At 51.3% G+C, this 16,874-nt stretch carries 16 protein-coding genes and 4 pseudogenes; 6 read left to right on the top strand and 14 right to left on the bottom strand.

Annotation, left to right across the window (positions count from 1 at the left end):
• Positions 1-57 precede the first annotated feature (57 nt).
• From rlmC to nfsA, 9 genes are all read right to left on the bottom strand, one after another.
• Positions 58-1,188, bottom strand: coding sequence for a 23S rRNA (uracil(747)-C(5))-methyltransferase RlmC (rlmC, locus tag ACMWJS_RS00100; protein ID WP_414746419.1), 1,131 nt, complete (start codon positions 1,186-1,188; stop codon positions 58-60).
• Positions 1,189-1,353: 165 nt separating this feature from the next.
• Complete coding sequence (locus ACMWJS_RS00095) at positions 1,354-1,827, bottom strand: YbjO family protein (protein ID WP_045908434.1); 474 nt, start codon at positions 1,825-1,827, stop codon at positions 1,354-1,356.
• 65 nt (positions 1,828-1,892) lie between these two features.
• The gene (gene potI / locus ACMWJS_RS00090) at positions 1,893-2,738 is read right to left on the bottom strand and encodes a putrescine ABC transporter permease PotI (protein WP_008503447.1); all 846 of its coding nucleotides are present in this window, start codon (positions 2,736-2,738) and stop codon (positions 1,893-1,895) included.
• On the bottom strand, positions 2,735-3,688 hold the full coding sequence (gene potH, locus ACMWJS_RS00085) for a putrescine ABC transporter permease PotH (protein WP_024907854.1): 954 nt from the start codon (positions 3,686-3,688) through the stop codon (positions 2,735-2,737). The genes potI and potH overlap by 4 nt, the downstream gene beginning before the upstream one ends.
• 10 nt (positions 3,689-3,698) lie before the next feature.
• On the bottom strand, positions 3,699-4,832 hold the full coding sequence (gene potG / locus ACMWJS_RS00080) for a putrescine ABC transporter ATP-binding subunit PotG (RefSeq protein WP_021240929.1): 1,134 nt from the start codon (positions 4,830-4,832) through the stop codon (positions 3,699-3,701).
• Positions 4,833-4,975: 143 nt separating this feature from the next.
• The gene (potF, locus tag ACMWJS_RS00075; protein ID WP_262807887.1) at positions 4,976-6,088 is read right to left on the bottom strand and encodes a spermidine/putrescine ABC transporter substrate-binding protein PotF; all 1,113 of its coding nucleotides are present in this window, start codon (positions 6,086-6,088) and stop codon (positions 4,976-4,978) included.
• A gap of 351 nt (positions 6,089-6,439) precedes the next feature.
• Positions 6,440-6,916: a YbjN domain-containing protein gene (locus ACMWJS_RS00070; RefSeq protein ID WP_003858385.1), complete on the bottom strand. Its 477-nt coding sequence runs from the start codon at positions 6,914-6,916 to the stop codon at positions 6,440-6,442.
• Positions 6,917-6,979: 63 nt separating this feature from the next.
• Positions 6,980-7,882, bottom strand: a complete 903-nt coding sequence (gene rimK / locus ACMWJS_RS00065) for a 30S ribosomal protein S6--L-glutamate ligase (RefSeq protein ID WP_045908436.1) — start codon at positions 7,880-7,882, stop codon at positions 6,980-6,982.
• A gap of 69 nt (positions 7,883-7,951) precedes the next feature.
• On the bottom strand, positions 7,952-8,674 hold the full coding sequence (gene nfsA / locus ACMWJS_RS00060; RefSeq protein ID WP_414746418.1) for a nitroreductase NfsA: 723 nt from the start codon (positions 8,672-8,674) through the stop codon (positions 7,952-7,954).
• A gap of 184 nt (positions 8,675-8,858) precedes the next feature.
• Here nfsA and ACMWJS_RS00055 point away from each other — a divergent pair, with 184 nt between their 5' ends.
• On the top strand, positions 8,859-9,128 hold the full coding sequence (locus tag ACMWJS_RS00055; RefSeq protein WP_006809455.1) for a GrxA family glutaredoxin: 270 nt from the start codon (positions 8,859-8,861) through the stop codon (positions 9,126-9,128).
• Positions 9,129-9,158: 30 nt separating this feature from the next.
• On the opposite strand, the gene ACMWJS_RS00050 is transcribed toward ACMWJS_RS00055, so the two are convergent.
• Positions 9,159-9,533 carry an inner membrane protein YbjM gene (locus ACMWJS_RS00050; protein WP_048222222.1) on the bottom strand — a complete coding sequence of 125 codons (375 nt, stop codon included), beginning with the start codon at positions 9,531-9,533 and terminating at the stop codon, positions 9,159-9,161.
• A gap of 273 nt (positions 9,534-9,806) precedes the next feature.
• Between ACMWJS_RS00050 and ACMWJS_RS00045 the strand changes: the two genes are divergently transcribed.
• A complete protein-coding gene (locus ACMWJS_RS00045; RefSeq protein ID WP_014169303.1) occupies positions 9,807-11,492 on the top strand; it encodes an aspartate:alanine antiporter in 1,686 nt (561 codons plus the stop codon).
• A 333-nt stretch (positions 11,493-11,825) separates the two neighbouring features.
• On the top strand, positions 11,826-12,425 hold the full coding sequence (locus ACMWJS_RS00040) for a GIY-YIG nuclease family protein (RefSeq protein WP_414746417.1): 600 nt from the start codon (positions 11,826-11,828) through the stop codon (positions 12,423-12,425).
• A 26-nt stretch (positions 12,426-12,451) separates the two neighbouring features.
• On the opposite strand, the pseudogene ACMWJS_RS00035 reads toward ACMWJS_RS00040, so the two are convergent.
• From ACMWJS_RS00035 to ACMWJS_RS00025, 3 pseudogenes are all read right to left on the bottom strand, one after another.
• Positions 12,452-12,668, bottom strand: a pseudogene (locus ACMWJS_RS00035) (ogr/Delta-like zinc finger family protein).
• A gap of 63 nt (positions 12,669-12,731) precedes the next feature.
• Positions 12,732-13,200: pseudogene (locus tag ACMWJS_RS00030) on the bottom strand (phage late control D family protein); the annotation flags it as partial.
• Positions 13,194-13,274 (bottom strand): annotated as a pseudogene (locus ACMWJS_RS00025) (regulator); the annotation flags it as partial. The pseudogenes ACMWJS_RS00030 and ACMWJS_RS00025, both read right to left, overlap by 7 nt.
• Positions 13,275-13,343: 69 nt before the next feature.
• Here ACMWJS_RS00025 and ACMWJS_RS00020 point away from each other — a divergent pair.
• The 3 genes and pseudogenes from ACMWJS_RS00020 to ACMWJS_RS00010 all read left to right on the top strand — a co-directional run.
• Entirely contained in the window at positions 13,344-14,024 is a 681-nt protein-coding gene (locus ACMWJS_RS00020; protein WP_414746416.1) for a helix-turn-helix domain-containing protein, read from the top strand.
• Complete coding sequence (locus tag ACMWJS_RS00015) at positions 13,997-15,766, top strand: AIPR family protein (protein WP_262790392.1); 1,770 nt, start codon at positions 13,997-13,999, stop codon at positions 15,764-15,766. Before ACMWJS_RS00020 ends, ACMWJS_RS00015 begins: the two co-directional genes overlap by 28 nt.
• Before the next feature lie 98 nt (positions 15,767-15,864).
• A pseudogene (locus tag ACMWJS_RS00010) lies at positions 15,865-16,335 on the top strand (site-specific integrase); the annotation flags it as partial.
• A gap of 199 nt (positions 16,336-16,534) precedes the next feature.
• Here the strand turns inward: ACMWJS_RS00010 and ACMWJS_RS00005 are convergent.
• Positions 16,535-16,874 (bottom strand): putative phage abortive infection protein (locus tag ACMWJS_RS00005; RefSeq protein ID WP_414746415.1); only part of this gene is annotated, 340 nt, incomplete at its 5' end.

Below are 16,874 nucleotides of genomic sequence, written 5' to 3'. Positions count from 1 at the left end.
CGGCCTACTCCCGATCGTAGGCCCGGTAAGCGCAGCGCCACCGGGCGATGTTGAGGATTAGTGCGTTTTCACCAGCAACGTCAACACTTCATAATGCGCGGTATGCGGGAACATATCGAAAAGCTGCACGCGTTCAACGCGGTAGCCCGGCAGTTGAGCGATGTCTTTCGCCATGGTCTGCGCGTTGCAGCTGGAATAGATGATGTATTCCGGCGCCATCTGGCTCAGGTAGTCGCACAGCGCATTGCCGATGCCGCGGCGCGGCGGGTTGACCAGCACCAGCTCCGGCACGTTGCCCTGGCCGGTCGCGAACTGCGTGGAGTCCAGCGCCTGGAAGTGCAGATTCGTTAACCCCAGTTCGGCGGCGGACTGCTTCGCGCAGGCAATCGCTTCGGCAGAGATCTCAATGCCGGTGAGCTGCATCTCCGGCGTGGCGCAGTGCAGGCCAAACCCGCCCACGCCGCAGAACAGATCCCACATGTGGTGAACGTTCAACGCACGCACCCAGTCACGGGCGGTAGCGTACAGGCTGCTTGCCACGGTCGGGTTGGTCTGGAAGAAGCTTTGCGGGCGGATCCACAGCGGCACGCCGTTGAAGCTCTCCGCCAGCGCGTGCTGGTCGGTGAAGAAAATCTCTTTCTCCCCTTCCATGATCGCCATATGCACCGGCTGAATGTTCGCCGTAATGACCTTAAGCTGCGGAAGCTGTTCCTGCAGCCACGGCAGCGCCGCGCGCAGCTGCGCCAGCTTAGTTTCAGAGCGCAGCACGAAGCGCAGCATCATGCCGCCGTCGATCTGGCTTTCGGTCAGCAGAAGGTATTTCAGCTCGCCGCGCTTGCGGGCCACGTTATAGGGCGTTAACCCTGCCCGGGCAATAAACGGCTTGAGTGCGGCAAAGACCGGCGCAAAGGAAGCGGGATAGAGCGGGCAGTCGGTTAAGTCTTCCGGCGTGCCGTCGCGGTGCAGCATCCCCAGCAGCGGTTTTTCCACGCTGCCGCTGACCACCATTTTGGCTTTATTGCGAAAACCCTGCTCAGGGCCGCTGACGGGTGCGCACCACTCGCCCACCGCGTGTTCTGCCAGCAGCTGTTGCAGGTCGGCCATTTTGGCGGTGAGTTGTTGAGAGACCGGTTGTTCTATCCACTGACAGGAGCGGCAGCGTCCGGCGGCATAGAGTACGCACTGCATATGAAAACCTTAAGAATCACGAGGGCTGCGATTATATACACAAAATCATTCAAGTTGTATCAAGGCGGCAAGTCTGAGAATCCCCAGGAGCTTACTCAAGTAAGTGACTGGGGTGAACAGACGCGGCCAACGCAGAGACGGCTTGAAGGATGACGTGTATACACATTATTGCAGGCGGAAGAACCGTCGACTGGAGGCCGGAACGAAGAGAAGAAAGAGCACCAGCATGTCCGGCAGTTTTTGCATAAACAGCGCGCGCAGGATCTCGCGTTTGGATTCACCGGCAATGCTGAACAGCTCCGGGTAGCCGTAGCCCAGCGAGGCGGCCCACAGATAGCTCGCCGCGGTAATTTGCGTCAGCATATAGACCCAGCGCGCCCAGTTGCGCCCTTTAACCAGCGAAAACGCGCAGTAAATCTCGATAAACACCAGCACCAGACTGCTCAAAAAGACCAGCGTTAGATTCCACGTCTGCACGCTGCGGTGAATGAATTCACCGATGCCGCGCACGCCCAGGGTATTCAGAATCATCAGCACGTCCAGGCAGCGGATCATAATAATGGCGAGCGCCGCCACCTGAACCAGTGCAGGTACGTTAGGACGTGCGTGCGTAATACGTGATTTTTTTAATAATCCCAATGTTTTACTTCCCTGAAAAACAGTGCCGCGTCATGCGCGGCACATCACTGGAAATTTTAAATCCTTCAGCCGCGTCTTGCACGCTGGATATCGCGCACGCGCTGTTTTTCCGCGCGCGCCATCAAATACCAGGCGATAAATCCGACAATTCCGACCACACCGAGGATGATAGAGGCCAGGGCGTTGATCTCCGGGTTGACCCCCATGCGCACGCTTGAGAAGACCAGCATCGGCAGCGTCGTCGCCCCCGGGCCGGAGACAAAGCTGGCGATAACCAGATCGTCGAGCGACAGGGTAAACGCCAGCAGCCAGCCGGAGATCACCGCCGGCATAATCATCGGCAGGGTGATGATGAAAAAGACCTTCAGCGGCGTCGCGCCGAGATCCATCGCCGCCTCTTCAATGGAGCGATCCAGCTCGCGCAGGCGCGAGGCGATCACCACCGCGACATAGGCGGTACAGAAGGTGACGTGCGCCAGCCAGATGGTGAGCATCCCGCGGTCCGCCGGCCAGCCGATGGCGTGCGCCAGGGCCACGAACAGCAGCAGCAGCGCGAGACCGGTGATCACGTCTGGCATAACCAGCGGAGCGGTGATCATAAAGGCGAAGCCGTTTGAACCGCGAAAACGCCCGAAGCGTACCATCACCAGCGCGGCGATCGTGCCCAGCACGGACGCCATGGTCGCCGCCAGCGCCGCAATGGTCAGGCTCAGCCCCACCGCGCTCATCATCGCATCATCGTGGAACAGCTCGCTGTACCAGCGCGTCGACCAGCCTGCCCAGACCGTCACCAGTTTGGAACTGTTAAACGAGTAGATCACCAGCATCAGCATCGGCGCATACAGGAAGGTAAAGCCGATGACCAGGATCGCAATTCGCCACGGGGAGCGCACTACCGGTAAGTTGTTCATCCGTGATCTCCCATCTGTTTCTGCTGATGCTTGTGGAACCACATGATCGGCACGATCAGCAGCAGTAGCATCACGATCGCCACCGCCGAGGCCACCGGCCAGTCGCGGTTATTGAAGAACTCCTGCCACAGCACGCGGCCAATCATGATGCTGTCAGGCCCGCCGAGCAGTTCAGGGATCACAAACTCCCCCACCGCCGGGATAAAGACCAGCATCGACCCGGCGATAATGCCGCCCTTGGTCAGCGGGACAATGACGCTGAAGAAAGTTTTTAACGGACGGGCACCGAGATCGAGCGACGCTTCTACCAGCGAGTAGTCGATACGCGTCAGCGCCGTGTAGATCGGCAGCACCATAAACGGCAGATAGGCGTACACAATGCCGATATAGACCGCGAGGTTGGTGTGCAGGATCGTCAGCGGCTGATCGATAACCCCGAGCCACATCAGGAAGTTATTCAGCACGCCGTTGTTTTTCAGGATCCCCATCCACGCGTAAACGCGGATCAGGAACGAGGTCCACGACGGTAAAATCACCAGCAACAGCAGGATGTTACGCGTTGACGGCTTGCTGTGCGCCACCGCCCACGCCAGCGGGTAGCCCATCACCAGACAGCAGAGCGTCGAGATCGCCGCCACCTGCAGCGACTGCAGATAGGCTTCGAAATAGAGCGGATCGTCGGTGAGTTGCAGGAAGTTACCCAGGTTTAAGGTCAGCGTCAGCTGCCCGTCGGCCCAGTCCAGCAGGTTGGTGTAAGGCGGGATCGCCCGCGCCATTTCCGCCAGACTTATCTTGAAAACAATCAGGAACGGCAGCAGGAACAGCAGGATCAGCCACACGTACGGCATGGCGATCACCAGCTTGCGGCCGTGCTTCATCTGCATGCGCGTCAGCCAGTGGGCAAAGCCGCCCGGCTTTTCGACGCGGGCTGGAGGTTCAAGTGTACTCATTGGCCGCTCCTTATACCGTCAGCACAACGCAACTGTCTGCATCCCAACACAGGCGCACTTCGTCGCCCCAGGTCGGCTGTCCCTTGCGATAGCGATGTTCGTTCTGTAACTGCGCGCTGAGCATCTGCCCGCTTTTCAGGCGCACGTGATAGATAGAGAGATCGCCCAGATAGGCAATGTGCACCACTTCCCCGACGGCAAAGTTATAGCCATCAGCAGGCGGGTCTTCACAGAGCATGATCTTTTCCGGACGTAGCGCGACGTAGACCGGCACGTTATCCACTACCGAGTTATCCGGATCGACCTTAAGCGGATGCTGCAACCCCGGCGATTCGATGACCAGGCCATCCTCCTGACGATCTTTCAGCAGCCCTTCGAAAACGTTAACCGAGCCGATGAACTCCGCGCTGTAGCGGGTGGTCGGATGCTCATAAATCTCTTCCGGTTCGCCAATCTGCACGAACTTGCCGCGGTTCATGATGGCGATACGTCCGGCCATGGTCATGGCCTCTTCCTGGTCGTGGGTCACCATCACGCAGGTCACCCCCACGCGCTCAAGGATATCGACCACTTCGAGCTGCATACGGTCGCGCAGCTTTTTATCCAGCGCGCCCATCGGTTCGTCGAGCAGCAGCAGTTTCGGGCGTTTTGCCAGGCTGCGGGCCAGGGCCACGCGCTGGCGCTGGCCGCCGGAGAGCTGGTGCGGCTTACGCTTCGCGAACTCCTGCATGTGCACGAGGCTCAACATCTCGGCCACGCGCGCGGTAATTTCGGCTTTCGGCAGCTTGTCCTGCTTCAGGCCGAAGGCGATGTTCTGCTCCACCGTCATATGCGGAAACAGCGCGTAGGACTGGAACATCATGTTGATCGGGCGCTGATACGGCGGCACGCTGGAGAGATCCACGCCGTCGAGCACGATCTGCCCGGCGGTGGGCTGTTCAAAACCGGCCAGCATACGCAGCAGGGTCGATTTACCGCAGCCAGAGGCCCCCAGAAGGGCAAAAATTTCGCCTTTATAGATCGTCAGGCTGACGTCGTCCACGGCATGCTGGCCATCGAAAGATTTGGTGAGGTTACGAATTTCAAGCAGCGGGGTCAGCGCTTTACGGACTTTCGCCTGCGGGCGGGGGATCGCGTCATTCACGGGGTGTTCTCCGGTAGAGATCAAAACTGGTGCAAACGCACCGTCAGGGTGCGCATCGCCGGGCGGCACTAATGCTTGCCCGGCCTACGGGTTGTAGAGGCCCGGTAAGCGATAGCGCCACCGGGCAGCAATACCAAACGCCGTTATTTACCGCTTTTCACCTTGGTCCACGCGCGGGTACGCACGCGGTCAATTTTTGGATCCTGAACTTTCAGGGTGAAGAGCTTGGCGAACACATCCGCTGGCGGATAGATAGCCGGGTTATTACGGATCTCTTCGCTCACCAGCGGCACGGAGGCCTTGTTACCGTTCGCATAGTAAACGTGGTCGCTGATGTGGGCGATCACGTCAGGACGCATCAGGTAGTTGAGGAACTGATACGCTTCGTCTTTGTTTTTCGCGTCAGCCGGCATCGCGAAGACGTCAAAGAAGGCCAGCGCCCCCTCCTTCGGAATGAAGTAAGAGACGTTCACGCCGTTTTTCGCCTCTTTCGCGCGGTTAGCCGCCTGCCATACGTCCCCTGCCCAGCCAATCGCGACGCAGATGTCGCCGTTCGCCAGGTCGTTAATGTACTGGGAAGAGTGGAAGTAACGAATGTTTGGACGCAGCTTCAGCAGCAGATCGGTCGCCGGGCCGGTGTAATCATCCGCCTTATTGCTGTTCGGGTCTTTGCCCAGGTAGTTCAGCACGGTCGCGAAAATCTCTTCCGGCGCATCGAGGAAGGAGACGCCGCAGCTTTTCAGCTTCTCAAGGTTTTCCGGCTTCAGCACCACGTCCCAGCTGTCCAGCTTCACGTCCGGACCCAGCGCCGCCTTCACTTTATCGACGTTAAAGCCGATACCGGTGGTCGCCCAGAGATACGGCATCGCGTATTTGTTGTCCGGGTCATGCTTGGCCACCAGCTTCAGCACTTCCGGATCGAGATTTTTCCAGTTCGGTAACTTGCTCTTATCCAGCGGCTGGAAAACGCCTGCCGTCAGCTGGCGCTCGAGGAAGCTTGCGGAAGGCACCACGAGGTCAAACCCGGTGCTGCCCGCCATCAGTTTTCCTTCCAGCACTTCGTTGGAATCGAACACGTCGTAGACCACTTTAATGCCGGTCTCTTTTTCAAAATTTGCCACCGTGTCCGGCGCAATATAGTCAGACCAGTTATAAACGTGCAGCGTTTTTTGTTCCGCAGCGAGCGTGCCGGCAGAGACGGCCATCAGAGCACCCGCAACCAGACCCGATAACCATTTTTTATTCAAGGCGATCATAGTGTTATTCCTTCTGAAAGCTCGTTAACAAACGAACTAAAACTGTGCAATCTGGATATATGCAAAAATCATGCATAGTTTGTCGCTCTGCTCAAAATAAAAAGAAACCTCTTTACCCGGCAGCTTCCGCTCGCTTTTTGAAGCATCGCAAGAATAACTGTAGCCCGTGTCTCCGGCTATAGCCCAGACGAAAAAACGCCTTTTATCAATTTTTTATGCAAGTTAAGTCTACGTGATAAGCCGAAACGGCCTTCAGGGAGGTGAATAATTCTTTAAAGGAAGGTTAAAAGCAGCAGAAAAAATGGCCTTCTGCAGCCGCCGTGGCAGCGACTGCGCAAAAGTCAGACAGGCTTAGTGAAGAAAATTGGGAGATGCATCATTATTCTCTGCATCATCTTCCGCGCTATACAGCAGATGATGTGCATTGGCTTCCATCATGACCATCGAAATTTGCTCTTCGCTCAGGCGCATAAACCAGGCGAACTGCTTGAACGATAGCCCTGCCCCGGAGAATAAAGACTGGCAAACGACCAGTTTTGGCAGATTATCATCCTGTATGTCGAGAAATGCCTTCACCGTCAAAGAACTGGCATTGATGGCCGACAGGTCGGAGGCCAGCGCCAGCAGCGCGGACGGCTTCACTTCGGCCAGCGCGGAGAAAAGGATCACGTCGTTAATCAGATCGATTTTGGCATCGAAAATGCCGTCGAAATTCTGCATATGAGGCAGATGCAGCGCCTGGCAGGAATCGCATTCGAAGAACGTAATTCCGGCATCATCAAGCCATTGACGTAACGTATCCAGTGTAGGTACGACCTGTAAATCCATCGCGATGCAGCCTCTTTAATAAAAACTTCGCATAGGGTACTCAAAAAGCGCGCGGTAATCCATTTAACCACCCGTTTTCAGACAGTAGCCCGGCGTCGCATGACGCTCGATCCATAAGATCATTTTACCTGCAATATCGACCCCTGTGGTTTTTTCCACGCCTTCCAGCCCCGGCGAGGCGTTCACCTCCATGACCAGCGGCCCGCGCGTCGCCCGCAGCAGGTCTACACCCGCCACGTCCAGCCCCAGGGTTTGCGCCGCTTTCACGGCAATTTCCCGCTCGCGGTCGCTGATATCGGCTACACGCGCGACGCCGCCGCGGTGAAGGTTAGAGCGGAAATCGCCCTCTTTGGCCTGACGCTCAATGGCTGCCACCACCTCGTTTCCCACGACGAAGCAGCGGATGTCGCGCCCTTTGGCCTCTTCGATATACTCCTGCACCAGAATGTGGGCATTCAGCCCGCGGAAGGCGTCAATCACGCTCTCCGCTGCCTGACGCGTCTCCGCCAGCACCACGCCAATGCCCTGGGTGCCTTCCACCAGCTTGATCACCAAAGGGGCGCCGCCCACCATGTCGATCAGATCGCTGGTGTCGTCCGGTGAATGGGCAATCCCCGTGACGGGGAGATCGATCCCCTGACGGGCAAGGAGCTGCAGCGAGCGCAGCTTGTCGCGGGCGCGGGAAATGGCGACGGATTCGTTGAGCGGATAGCTGCCCAGCATCTCGAACTGGCGCAGCGCGGCGGTGCCGTAGTAGGTAATCTGGGAGCCGATGCGGGGGATGACCGCATCAAAATGCGGCAGCTTGCGACCTTTGTAGTGAATCGACGAGGCGGCCGGGTCGATGTTCATATAACAGGACATCGGGTCGAGGATCTCAACCTGATGCCCGCGTTTCGCCGCCGCTTCTCTCAGGCGCTTACATGAATAGAGCGTTCCATCCCGGGACAATATGGCAATTTTCACCCTGCACCTCTCTGAAGACATGGAAAAAGCCTGCGTATCATATACGCAGGCAGGCGCAGGATAAATGGACTATCGCGTCGCCCAGCCCTGTTTGTGCAGATAATCAAGAATAAACGGGCGATTTTCTTTAATGATGGTGCGACGAATATGGTCAGTCCAGGTATCGCGACGGTTATTGCTACTGCGCGTCAGGTAGTAGTTTGCCAGCTCTTCATCGTATTGATTCAGGACGTCCTGATCGACCGGCTGGTAGTGGTTTTCATGCACCAGCATCGCCGCAGGAATGCGCGGCTTCAGATCCGGGTTATCCGCAGGCCAGCCGAGGCACAGGCCAAACAGCGGCAGCACGTGTTTTGGCAGCTTCAGCAGCTCGGTCACGCTTTCGATGTTATTACGCAGACCGCCGATGTAAACGCCGCCTAATCCCAGCGACTCCGCCGCCGTGAAGGCGTTTTGCGCCATCAGCGCGGTATCCACCACGCCCAGCAGCAACTGTTCGGCCAGTCCGAGCTCGGCCTCAGGGCAGATCTGCAGATGACGGTTGAAGTCGGCGCAGAACACCCAGAACTCCGCCGCCTGGGCCACATGCTTCTGCCCGCCGGTCAGCGTCACCAGCTGCTCACGCATGGCCGGATCGGTGATGCGGATAATGGAGCTGCACTGCAGGAAGCTGGAGCTCGAGGTCGCCCTGGCACTGTCAATAATCGCGGCACGCTGCGCCTCGGTAATCGGCTCATCAGTGAAGTGGCGAATGGAACGGTGGGAACGGAGCAGGTCAATTGTGGGTGTCATCTTCTCTCTCTTTGTCGTGCTAAATACGTATGGCAGCCAGTATAGGCAATGATTTGCACGGTGTAATTGGCGAAACATAGCCTGACTGTATCAAAGCGACAGGCGAAACCTTCTTTAATGGCGGCAGGTTATCGGGCACTATATGTCTTATTCGCCGTCAGGCTTGTTTTTTGAGGAGAGAGAAATGTTTGCAGTAATTTTTGGTCGTCCAGGGTGTCCATACTGTGTACGCGCGAAAGAGCTGGCTGAGAAACTGACCGAAGAGCGCGATGACTTCAACTTCCGCTACGTGGATATCCACGCGGAAGGCATCACGAAAGCGGATCTCGAAAAAACCGTCGGCAAGCCGGTTGAAACCGTACCGCAGATCTTCCTCGATCAGAAACACATCGGCGGCTGCACGGACTTTGAAGCCTACGCCAAAGAGCATTTGGGCCTGTTTGCCGCCCAGTAATGTGAAGACGCCCTCACCGAGAGGGCGTTTTTATTTGTGGTGCCGCCGGTTATGAAGCAGACTGCGCACAAATAAGTAGCAGAGCGCGCCAAGAGCGCACCAGAATACGGCGCTCATCAACCATGCCAGCTCCTGCCAGAAACTCCGCGTTGAGATATAGAGCAAGCGCATCAGCAGCAAACAGAGCGGCGCAGCCAGCATGGCGCCCAGCAGCGGCTTCACCACCTCCCCTTTACGGGAGAGAAAACTGGCAGCAGCCCCCGGCAGCGTAAAAAAGAGCAGCCCCAGCTCCGGATGACCCGACGCCCTGAATGCCCCTTTCACGTTAAAAGCAAGCGACATGCATACGACCGTGAACAGCAAAAAGCAGCTGATCACCCCCGCCCAGTTTCGTTTAATGTTCAAACTATCCTCCTGACTTATCTCTATCAAATACACTTTCGTCGGGTAGACGCCCAGTCAGATAAAGCAATGCGGCAATCCTTGCCAAAGTACGCACAGGGTGATGCGATAATCAGTAGCTGTCAGTAGCTAATACGATTAAACTACACGCCAGCTAATGTTTTAGGGAATAAAGCAGGAAACAGGGAGCGTTAACGCCTTTCCCTGACCCAGAAAACAGTAGCCCAAAAAGTCCTTTCATTCAACAACTTACTGGTAAACAAGAAGTTAGCCTCCGTGAATATAAACGTCGCAGACTTGTTAAATGGGAATTACATCCTGTTATTATTTGTGGTACTGGCGCTGGGCCTTTGCCTGGGTAAATTGCGCCTGGGTTCAGTTCAACTTGGTAATTCCATTGGCGTTTTAGTCGTCTCCTTATTATTAGGCCAGCAGCACTTCAGCATTAACACGGACGCGCTCAACTTAGGTTTTATGCTGTTTATTTTTTGTGTTGGCGTGGAAGCGGGACCGAACTTTTTTTCAATTTTCTTCCGCGACGGCAAAAATTATCTGATGCTGGCGCTGGTAATGGTCGGCAGCGCGCTGCTGATCGCCTTAGGGCTGGGTAAACTGTTTGGCTGGGATATCGGGTTAACGGCCGGTATGCTGGCAGGCTCCATGACCTCCACCCCTGTGCTGGTGGGTGCCGGTGATACCCTGCGCCATTCCGGCATGGCCGGCGCGCAGCTTTCTACCGCACTTGACCACCTGAGCCTGGGTTATGCCCTGACCTATCTGATTGGTCTGGTGAGCCTGATCGTTGGCGCACGCTACCTGCCAAAACTGCAGCATCAGGATCTGCAGACCAGCGCCCAGCAAATCGCCCGCGAGCGCGGTCTCGATACCGATTCCAAACGTAAAGTCTATCTCCCGGTGATCCGCGCCTATCGCGTCGGGCCAGAGCTGGTTGCCTGGGCTGACGGCAAAAATCTGCGCGAGCTGGGGATTTACCGCCAGACGGGGTGCTACATCGAACGTATCCGCCGCAACGGCATTCTGGCAAACCCGGACGGCGACGCGGTGCTGCAGATGGGCGATGACATCGCGCTGGTAGGTTACCCGGACGCCCACGCCCGTCTCGACCCGAGCTTCCGTAACGGCAAAGAGGTGTTCGACCGCGATCTGCTTGACATGCGCATCGTCACCGAAGAGATCGTGGTGAAAAACCATAACGCCGTGGGCCGCCGCCTGGCGCAGCTGAAGTTGACCGACCACGGCTGCTTCCTCAACCGCGTGATCCGCAGCCAGATTGAGATGCCTATCGACGACAACGTGGTGCTCAACAAAGGCGACGTGTTGCAGGTCAGCGGCGACGCCCGCCGCGTGAAAACCGTGGCCGACCGCATCGGCTTTATCTCCATTCACAGCCAGGTCACCGACCTGCTGGCCTTCTGCGCCTTCTTTATCGTTGGCCTGATGATCGGGATGATCACCTTCCAGTTCAGCAACTTCAGCTTCGGAATCGGTAACGCCGCCGGGCTGCTGTTCGCCGGGATCATGCTGGGCTTCCTGCGAGCGAACCACCCGACCTTCGGCTACATTCCGCAGGGCGCGCTGAACATGGTGAAAGAGTTCGGTCTGATGGTCTTTATGGCGGGCGTGGGCTTAAGCGCGGGCAGCGGGATTGGTCACAGCCTCGGCGCCGTCGGCTGGCAGATGTTGGTTTCCGGACTTATCGTCAGCCTGGTACCGGTGGTGATCTGCTTCCTGTTCGGTGCCTACGTGCTGCGCATGAACCGCGCCCTGCTCTTCGGGGCAATGATGGGGGCGCGTACCTGTGCGCCGGCCATGGAAATCATCAGCGACACCGCGCGCAGCAACATCCCGGCGCTGGGGTATGCGGGCACCTATGCTATCGCGAACGTACTGCTCACACTTGCGGGTACGCTGATCATCATCATCTGGCCCGGACTCGGATAACTCCTAAGAATGCGCGTGGCGGAAAATATTTTTGTTACGCGCAGAACTTTTTTATCAGGGGGCAGTCATAACTAGTGCCACTGCTTTTCTTTGATGTCCCCAATTTGTGGAGCCCATCAACCCCGCCGTTTTGGTTCAAGGTTGATGGGTTTTTTGTTGTCTGAAATCCACTCACTCACAGAATCAATCGCTTACAGCCACGCTTTCTGATGCTGGGCGTCAGCTCCGGAAAAAAAACTTATCCCATTACTTTCTTCTTCCAGGCTTCATAAAACTATCGCTCCCTGACAGCAAAAGAATAAAATCAGGAAAAACGTCAGCAAGGAAAGCCGCATGTTCGATTTTTATCCCGAGAAAACCTACAGCAGAACGGAAGTGATGAGCAAACCATCGCCAGTTCCGCCAGTAAATGGAGTCTACTTCTGGTGGTTTAAGGAGATCCCTCCAGGTGTGCCGACAGAGGGCTGCATTACCTTAGACGGTTACACGCTGCTATACGTTGGTATTTCACCCGACCAGAGGGGGAAACCTAACAGCCGTTCGAACTTAAGGAAACGCATCAAAACGCATTACAGCGGCAATGCGGCTGGATCAACACTCAGGCGCACGCTAGGTGTGTTATTGAGTGGTTTAAGTGGCTTTCCCCTGCGGCGCGTGGGTTCAGGATCCAGAATGACATTTACTCACCCTGGCGAGCAGTGGCTTGACGCCTGGATGGAAAAGAATGCCAAAGTTCACTGGCATCCTGTCGAAGCGCCCTGGGAACTTGAAGACACACTGATCGCATCGCTTTCCTTACCACTAAACATTCAGGGAAATGCTCATGGCTTTAAAATGACGCTTTCGGAAATGCGGAGGCTGGCTGCTGCCGAGGCAAGATTGATGGAGATTGCTGATGAAAGGGGTTTCAGAAGAAGACTAATAGCGCAGTGATAAAAGACTACGCCTATGATCTTGGATCAATAAGCTAATTGTTCCTGCATTCCTTTCGGATGTGGCGGTGCGGCGCTGATTTTTTGCGGACGGCAGACGGACCGAACAAAAGTCTTATGTGCCACGAACGTATGCCCGCACTCAATATTGGTGCACTAGTAGTATCGTTCTTTGGTTCCGCTGGAAACCTGAAAGCTATTGTTAGTATGTGCGGCCTGGCCCGCACATGGGACAGTTCATCATTTCGTTCAGCCCTCACTCTTAACCAGTTCGCAATAATGATACGTTATTGTTCTCATTTTTGAACTAAGCATTCAATTTCGACTCATCTATTTTCTCTTCGAGATCCAGGCTGGTCGTAAATCCGTTACCCGGCAGACGGTATACGTCAGGGTGGTGATCGTCCACTCCGCATCATCAATAGGCTGCTTGGAGCCGCTCACTTTCACGGGCATTTCGGTGTAGACATCGGCCCGGCATCTGCGAGTAGCAGGGAGAATGACGCCACACCGCGCTGCAGGCGCTCACACTGGGTCTTTGCAGCACGCTCCGCATTGCTAAGGTTGGCATAGGTACGGTCGAGAACTAGTACGTTTTCATCCATTTCCACGAGGTAATCGCCCTGTTTTGCTCTCGGCTCTTTGGGCGCGGCAGTTTTCTTTCACCGTCGTTTCACCTGCATGGCCTCTTTCTTCTTCAGCTCACAGGTATGCAGCTAAGTGGCAATCATCCCCGTAAAGGCATCGCTATCAGCTAGGGTAAAACGATGACCGTCAGCCCTGTTAACTCGTTATATCGTTCGATTGTGACGTAAGGCGTATTCAGAGTGATTGAAATGTCAGGGATCATGATGCAATATCATTTATTGGCTTGTGATTAGCCGGGATAATAGGTGATTACTCACGTTTCGGGATTAGTATGAACTTACGTCGAGTTGGAAAAGCTGCGAATGATCGTATGATCGAAGCTTGTGGTATTGGTACAAAGCAGGCATTATGTGAGAAGTTAGGTATTTCTAGTCGTATGCTTGCTAGCCGGTATTTGAGGGATATTTTACCTGCAAATTATATAATTCAGTGTGCGCAGGACACATGTGCTTCATTAGCATCGCTAACTTCTGACAATGAAAATAAATTACCATATTTATCACCTAAGAATACCACTATCCCATCAACACCAAATGGTGAACGATTGATAAGCGCATCAGTGAAAACGATAGAAAATGAACAACTCATTCCTTCTAAATTAATTCTAGATAGATGCATTATTCCTGAAGCCGCTAAAAACCTCGGCATAATCATAGATAAAAATGTCAGATACCTTGCCGGTGAACAGCCACTCACATCAGCTAATGGTATTAGGTTATTAAAAACTGAAAATTCTTTTATTATAAATAACATAATAAAATATTCACAGAGAAGTCAAGTGCTCAGTTTGGATAACAATCAATTCTTTGAGTTATTACTTAATGAAATACTATTATTAGCTAGATTTTTTATTTCATTACACCTTCTTGACATATTAATAAATAAAGCATTTGAATTTATAGCATACAGCGAAAGGAATAAATTATGGACAAAATCACAAACTCCTTATTAGAATCATTCACAAAGCAATACGAACTAAAAGCCTTATCTGAAAGCGTTAGGTTTGAGCATTTTTGTAACTATGCCATCATATCTAAATTGAACAGAAGCAGTTTTGAACTGGAAGATGTTCACACTGGCTCCGGAAACGATTGTGGAATTGATGGATTAGTAATCACTATCAATGGAAAAATAATAAATTCTATTGATGCATTTACAGATATTGCAGAATCGAGTAGTTATTTAGATATCGACATTACTTTTATACAAGCAAAAACTAGTTCTTCTTTTGATGGTTCACAGCTTGGAAACTTCATATTTGGAATAAAAGATTTTCTTTCAGAAAGACCGGCTTTAGTTCAAAATAGTGTTATTAAAGAATTAAAAGAGTTGTGGGAGCTGATTTTTACAAGGTCTGACCTAATGATTAATAGAAGACCGAACGCAAGGATGTATTATGTAACAACAGGTAGATGGATGAATGATGCCAATTTGCTTGCCATAATACAAAATGGCCATTCTGAAATAGAGCAAATTGGGATCTTTGAAAAAGTTCAAATAACACCTTACGGTGCAACTGAAATTCAAAAACTTTATCATGAGACCAAAAACAAATTATCAACAACAATAAATTTTATTAACAGAATCACATTGCCCGATATAAAAGAAGTTAAAGAAGCTTATCTTGGCGTTATCCCATTTGAGGAATACATTAAGCTTATTCAGGATGAAAATGAGACAATCCATAGCATTTTTGATGATAACGTTCGTGATTTTCAGGGCGAAAATGAAGTAAATAAAAAAATTAAATCCACGTTAGAAAACAAAAAATTTGATTTATTTAGTGTTTTAAACAATGGTGTTACAATTGTCGCATCTTCTCTTACTCCTGCTGGTAATAGATTTACATTACGAGATTATCAAGTTGTTAATGGCTGTCAAACAAGCCATGTACTTCATGATTGCCAGAAACTAGAGGGTGTGAATAATGTATTTGTCCCAATCAAAATCGTCGTTACAGATAGTGATGAGATAAAAACCGACATTACATTAGCAACAAATAGTCAAACTGAAGTAAAACCAGAACAACTCGAGTCATTAAGTTTATTTCAAAAAAATCTAGAGTTGTATTTCTCTTCAGAAAAAAGTCAGCAATTATATTATGAAAGACGTTCTCAGCAATATAACTCTGCTGATATAAAGAAAACACAAATTATATCTATACCCGTACAAATAAAGTGTTTTGCTTCAATGTTTCTTAATTCACCGCATCTTGTCAGTGCATATTATGGAACGATAGTTAACAGATTCAAAGGACAAATGTTCAATATGGAACATAAATTATCACCTTATTACCTGAGCGCACTTTGTTATTATAAAATAGAGCAATTCTTCAGGAGCGGGGAGCTTGATAATAAATTTAAAAAAATCAGATTCCATATCTTAATGATTACAAGAATACTTACCATGGGTGAAGAAACACATCCTTTAAATAGTAATAAAATTGAAAAAAACTGTGAAGATGTAAAAAAAATATTACTCAATGACACTCACTGCTTAATAATTTTAAATTTAGCTGCGAATATCATAATGTCTAGCGGCATCGAAGTTAACAAAACAAGATATAAAGCCGAAACTGAAACAGAAATGATGCTTAATCAAGCAAAAGAATACCTTAAAAAACATGGTGTACATGATTTAAACAAATTTAATGAATTTTCCAAGATACTAGATAAGATAATTAACTCAAAGTAATCTTTTTAACTCACTACAAGTGTATATGTTCACAAATATTCATTGAGTACTGTTCAAGCACACAGTTATAAAAGCCCTCAGACATGAGGGCTTTTTTTATGACAATACAAAAACTCGACACAAGTATAATGGATTGGCGAATGCTACCTCACCGAAATTAGTATCCGTAAGTAGTTTCCCACCAAAGGCGAAGCGCTGGCTTTTGAGCATCACACCATGAATGAGGCGGAGGCGAAGTCCTGGCTATGTGAATCGGTAGACCGTCAGACTCAGAAACACATGGTTGAACTTTGGTTCAAAATGCATGGCAAATCACTAACCGCTGGTGAGCATATTTTCAACAAGCTGATCCTGATGGTCGATGTACTCGGAAACTCTCTCGCTATAGATATAATTTCCAAATTCTTCGCGTATTACCGTGACAAGCGCCTGACGGGTGAATTCTACTTCAGCGAGAAGTGAGCCAGCCTGGTAACTATCAAACTTGAATAAAGTTACCTGAGCAGAGTTTTAGTGCGCTGGTCCAACCTGCAGAATAGACAGCACTAAATCCATTGGAGAACATGCGCTATGCTCATCGTGCCTCGGCCATATCGAAACAGCATTAAAATTTAACCCTGCAGTCACTATGGAGAAGAATTTTTACTAGTAAGACCTCATTTTAAACATTTTAAATAACGCTATTGAGCAACTTATGTCTATGCTTTTGCTTGTTGTAAAGGAGCATAAAAAATAAAAGTGACAAAAACTAGAATGTTTAGTAAATGATTAGATTGCCTGACCCTTGACCTTTGTTACATAATCCTTCCAGTCATTCTCACCAAAAGATGACAATGGAAACTCCTTACAGATATCATCGAGTATTTGGAGCTTTGTTACATAAGAATCAGCATCAAGAGCATTCTCCCAAGCATATCCATTTCCAACATCTTCACGGCAACCTGAAACAAATACCTCACCATCAATAACCAAATGCTCTAGATATGAATACTTTTCAATTAAACACCTGTATCCATAATACTGATTACCTTTTTTTGCATGAGCCACATTGATTATTAAAAGAATAGTTATATCTGAATTTAGAAATGATCTAACCATACTTGTATAA

The sequence above is a fragment of the Enterobacter sp. HK-058-C-ECC genome, assembly GCF_047531125.1.
Lineage (GTDB): Bacteria > Pseudomonadota > Gammaproteobacteria > Enterobacterales > Enterobacteriaceae > Enterobacter > Enterobacter quasiroggenkampii.
The sequence above is the reverse complement of the archived record's forward strand: the minus strand, read 5'-3'. Positions and strand labels throughout refer to the sequence as shown.

What these genes read in the sequence shown, in the direction of transcription:
- ACMWJS_RS00040 (WP_414746417.1), top strand. Translation starts at nt 11,826, where the DNA reads ATGTTCGATTTTTATCCCGAGAAAACCTACAGCAGAACGGAAGTGATG.
- ACMWJS_RS00015 (WP_262790392.1), top strand. Translation starts at nt 13,997, where the DNA reads ATGGACAAAATCACAAACTCCTTATTAGAATCATTCACAAAGCAATAC.
- potI (WP_008503447.1), bottom strand. Translation starts at nt 2,738, where the DNA reads ATGAACAACTTACCGGTAGTGCGCTCCCCGTGGCGAATTGCGATCCTG.
- ACMWJS_RS00055 (WP_006809455.1), top strand. Translation starts at nt 8,859, where the DNA reads ATGTTTGCAGTAATTTTTGGTCGTCCAGGGTGTCCATACTGTGTACGC.
- potF (WP_262807887.1), bottom strand. Translation starts at nt 6,088, where the DNA reads ATGATCGCCTTGAATAAAAAATGGTTATCGGGTCTGGTTGCGGGTGCT.
- rlmC (WP_414746419.1), bottom strand. Translation starts at nt 1,188, where the DNA reads ATGCAGTGCGTACTCTATGCCGCCGGACGCTGCCGCTCCTGTCAGTGG.
- ACMWJS_RS00070 (WP_003858385.1), bottom strand. Translation starts at nt 6,916, where the DNA reads ATGGATTTACAGGTCGTACCTACACTGGATACGTTACGTCAATGGCTT.
- potH (WP_024907854.1), bottom strand. Translation starts at nt 3,688, where the DNA reads ATGAGTACACTTGAACCTCCAGCCCGCGTCGAAAAGCCGGGCGGCTTT.
- ACMWJS_RS00020 (WP_414746416.1), top strand. Translation starts at nt 13,344, where the DNA reads ATGAACTTACGTCGAGTTGGAAAAGCTGCGAATGATCGTATGATCGAA.
- nfsA (WP_414746418.1), bottom strand. Translation starts at nt 8,674, where the DNA reads ATGACACCCACAATTGACCTGCTCCGTTCCCACCGTTCCATTCGCCAC.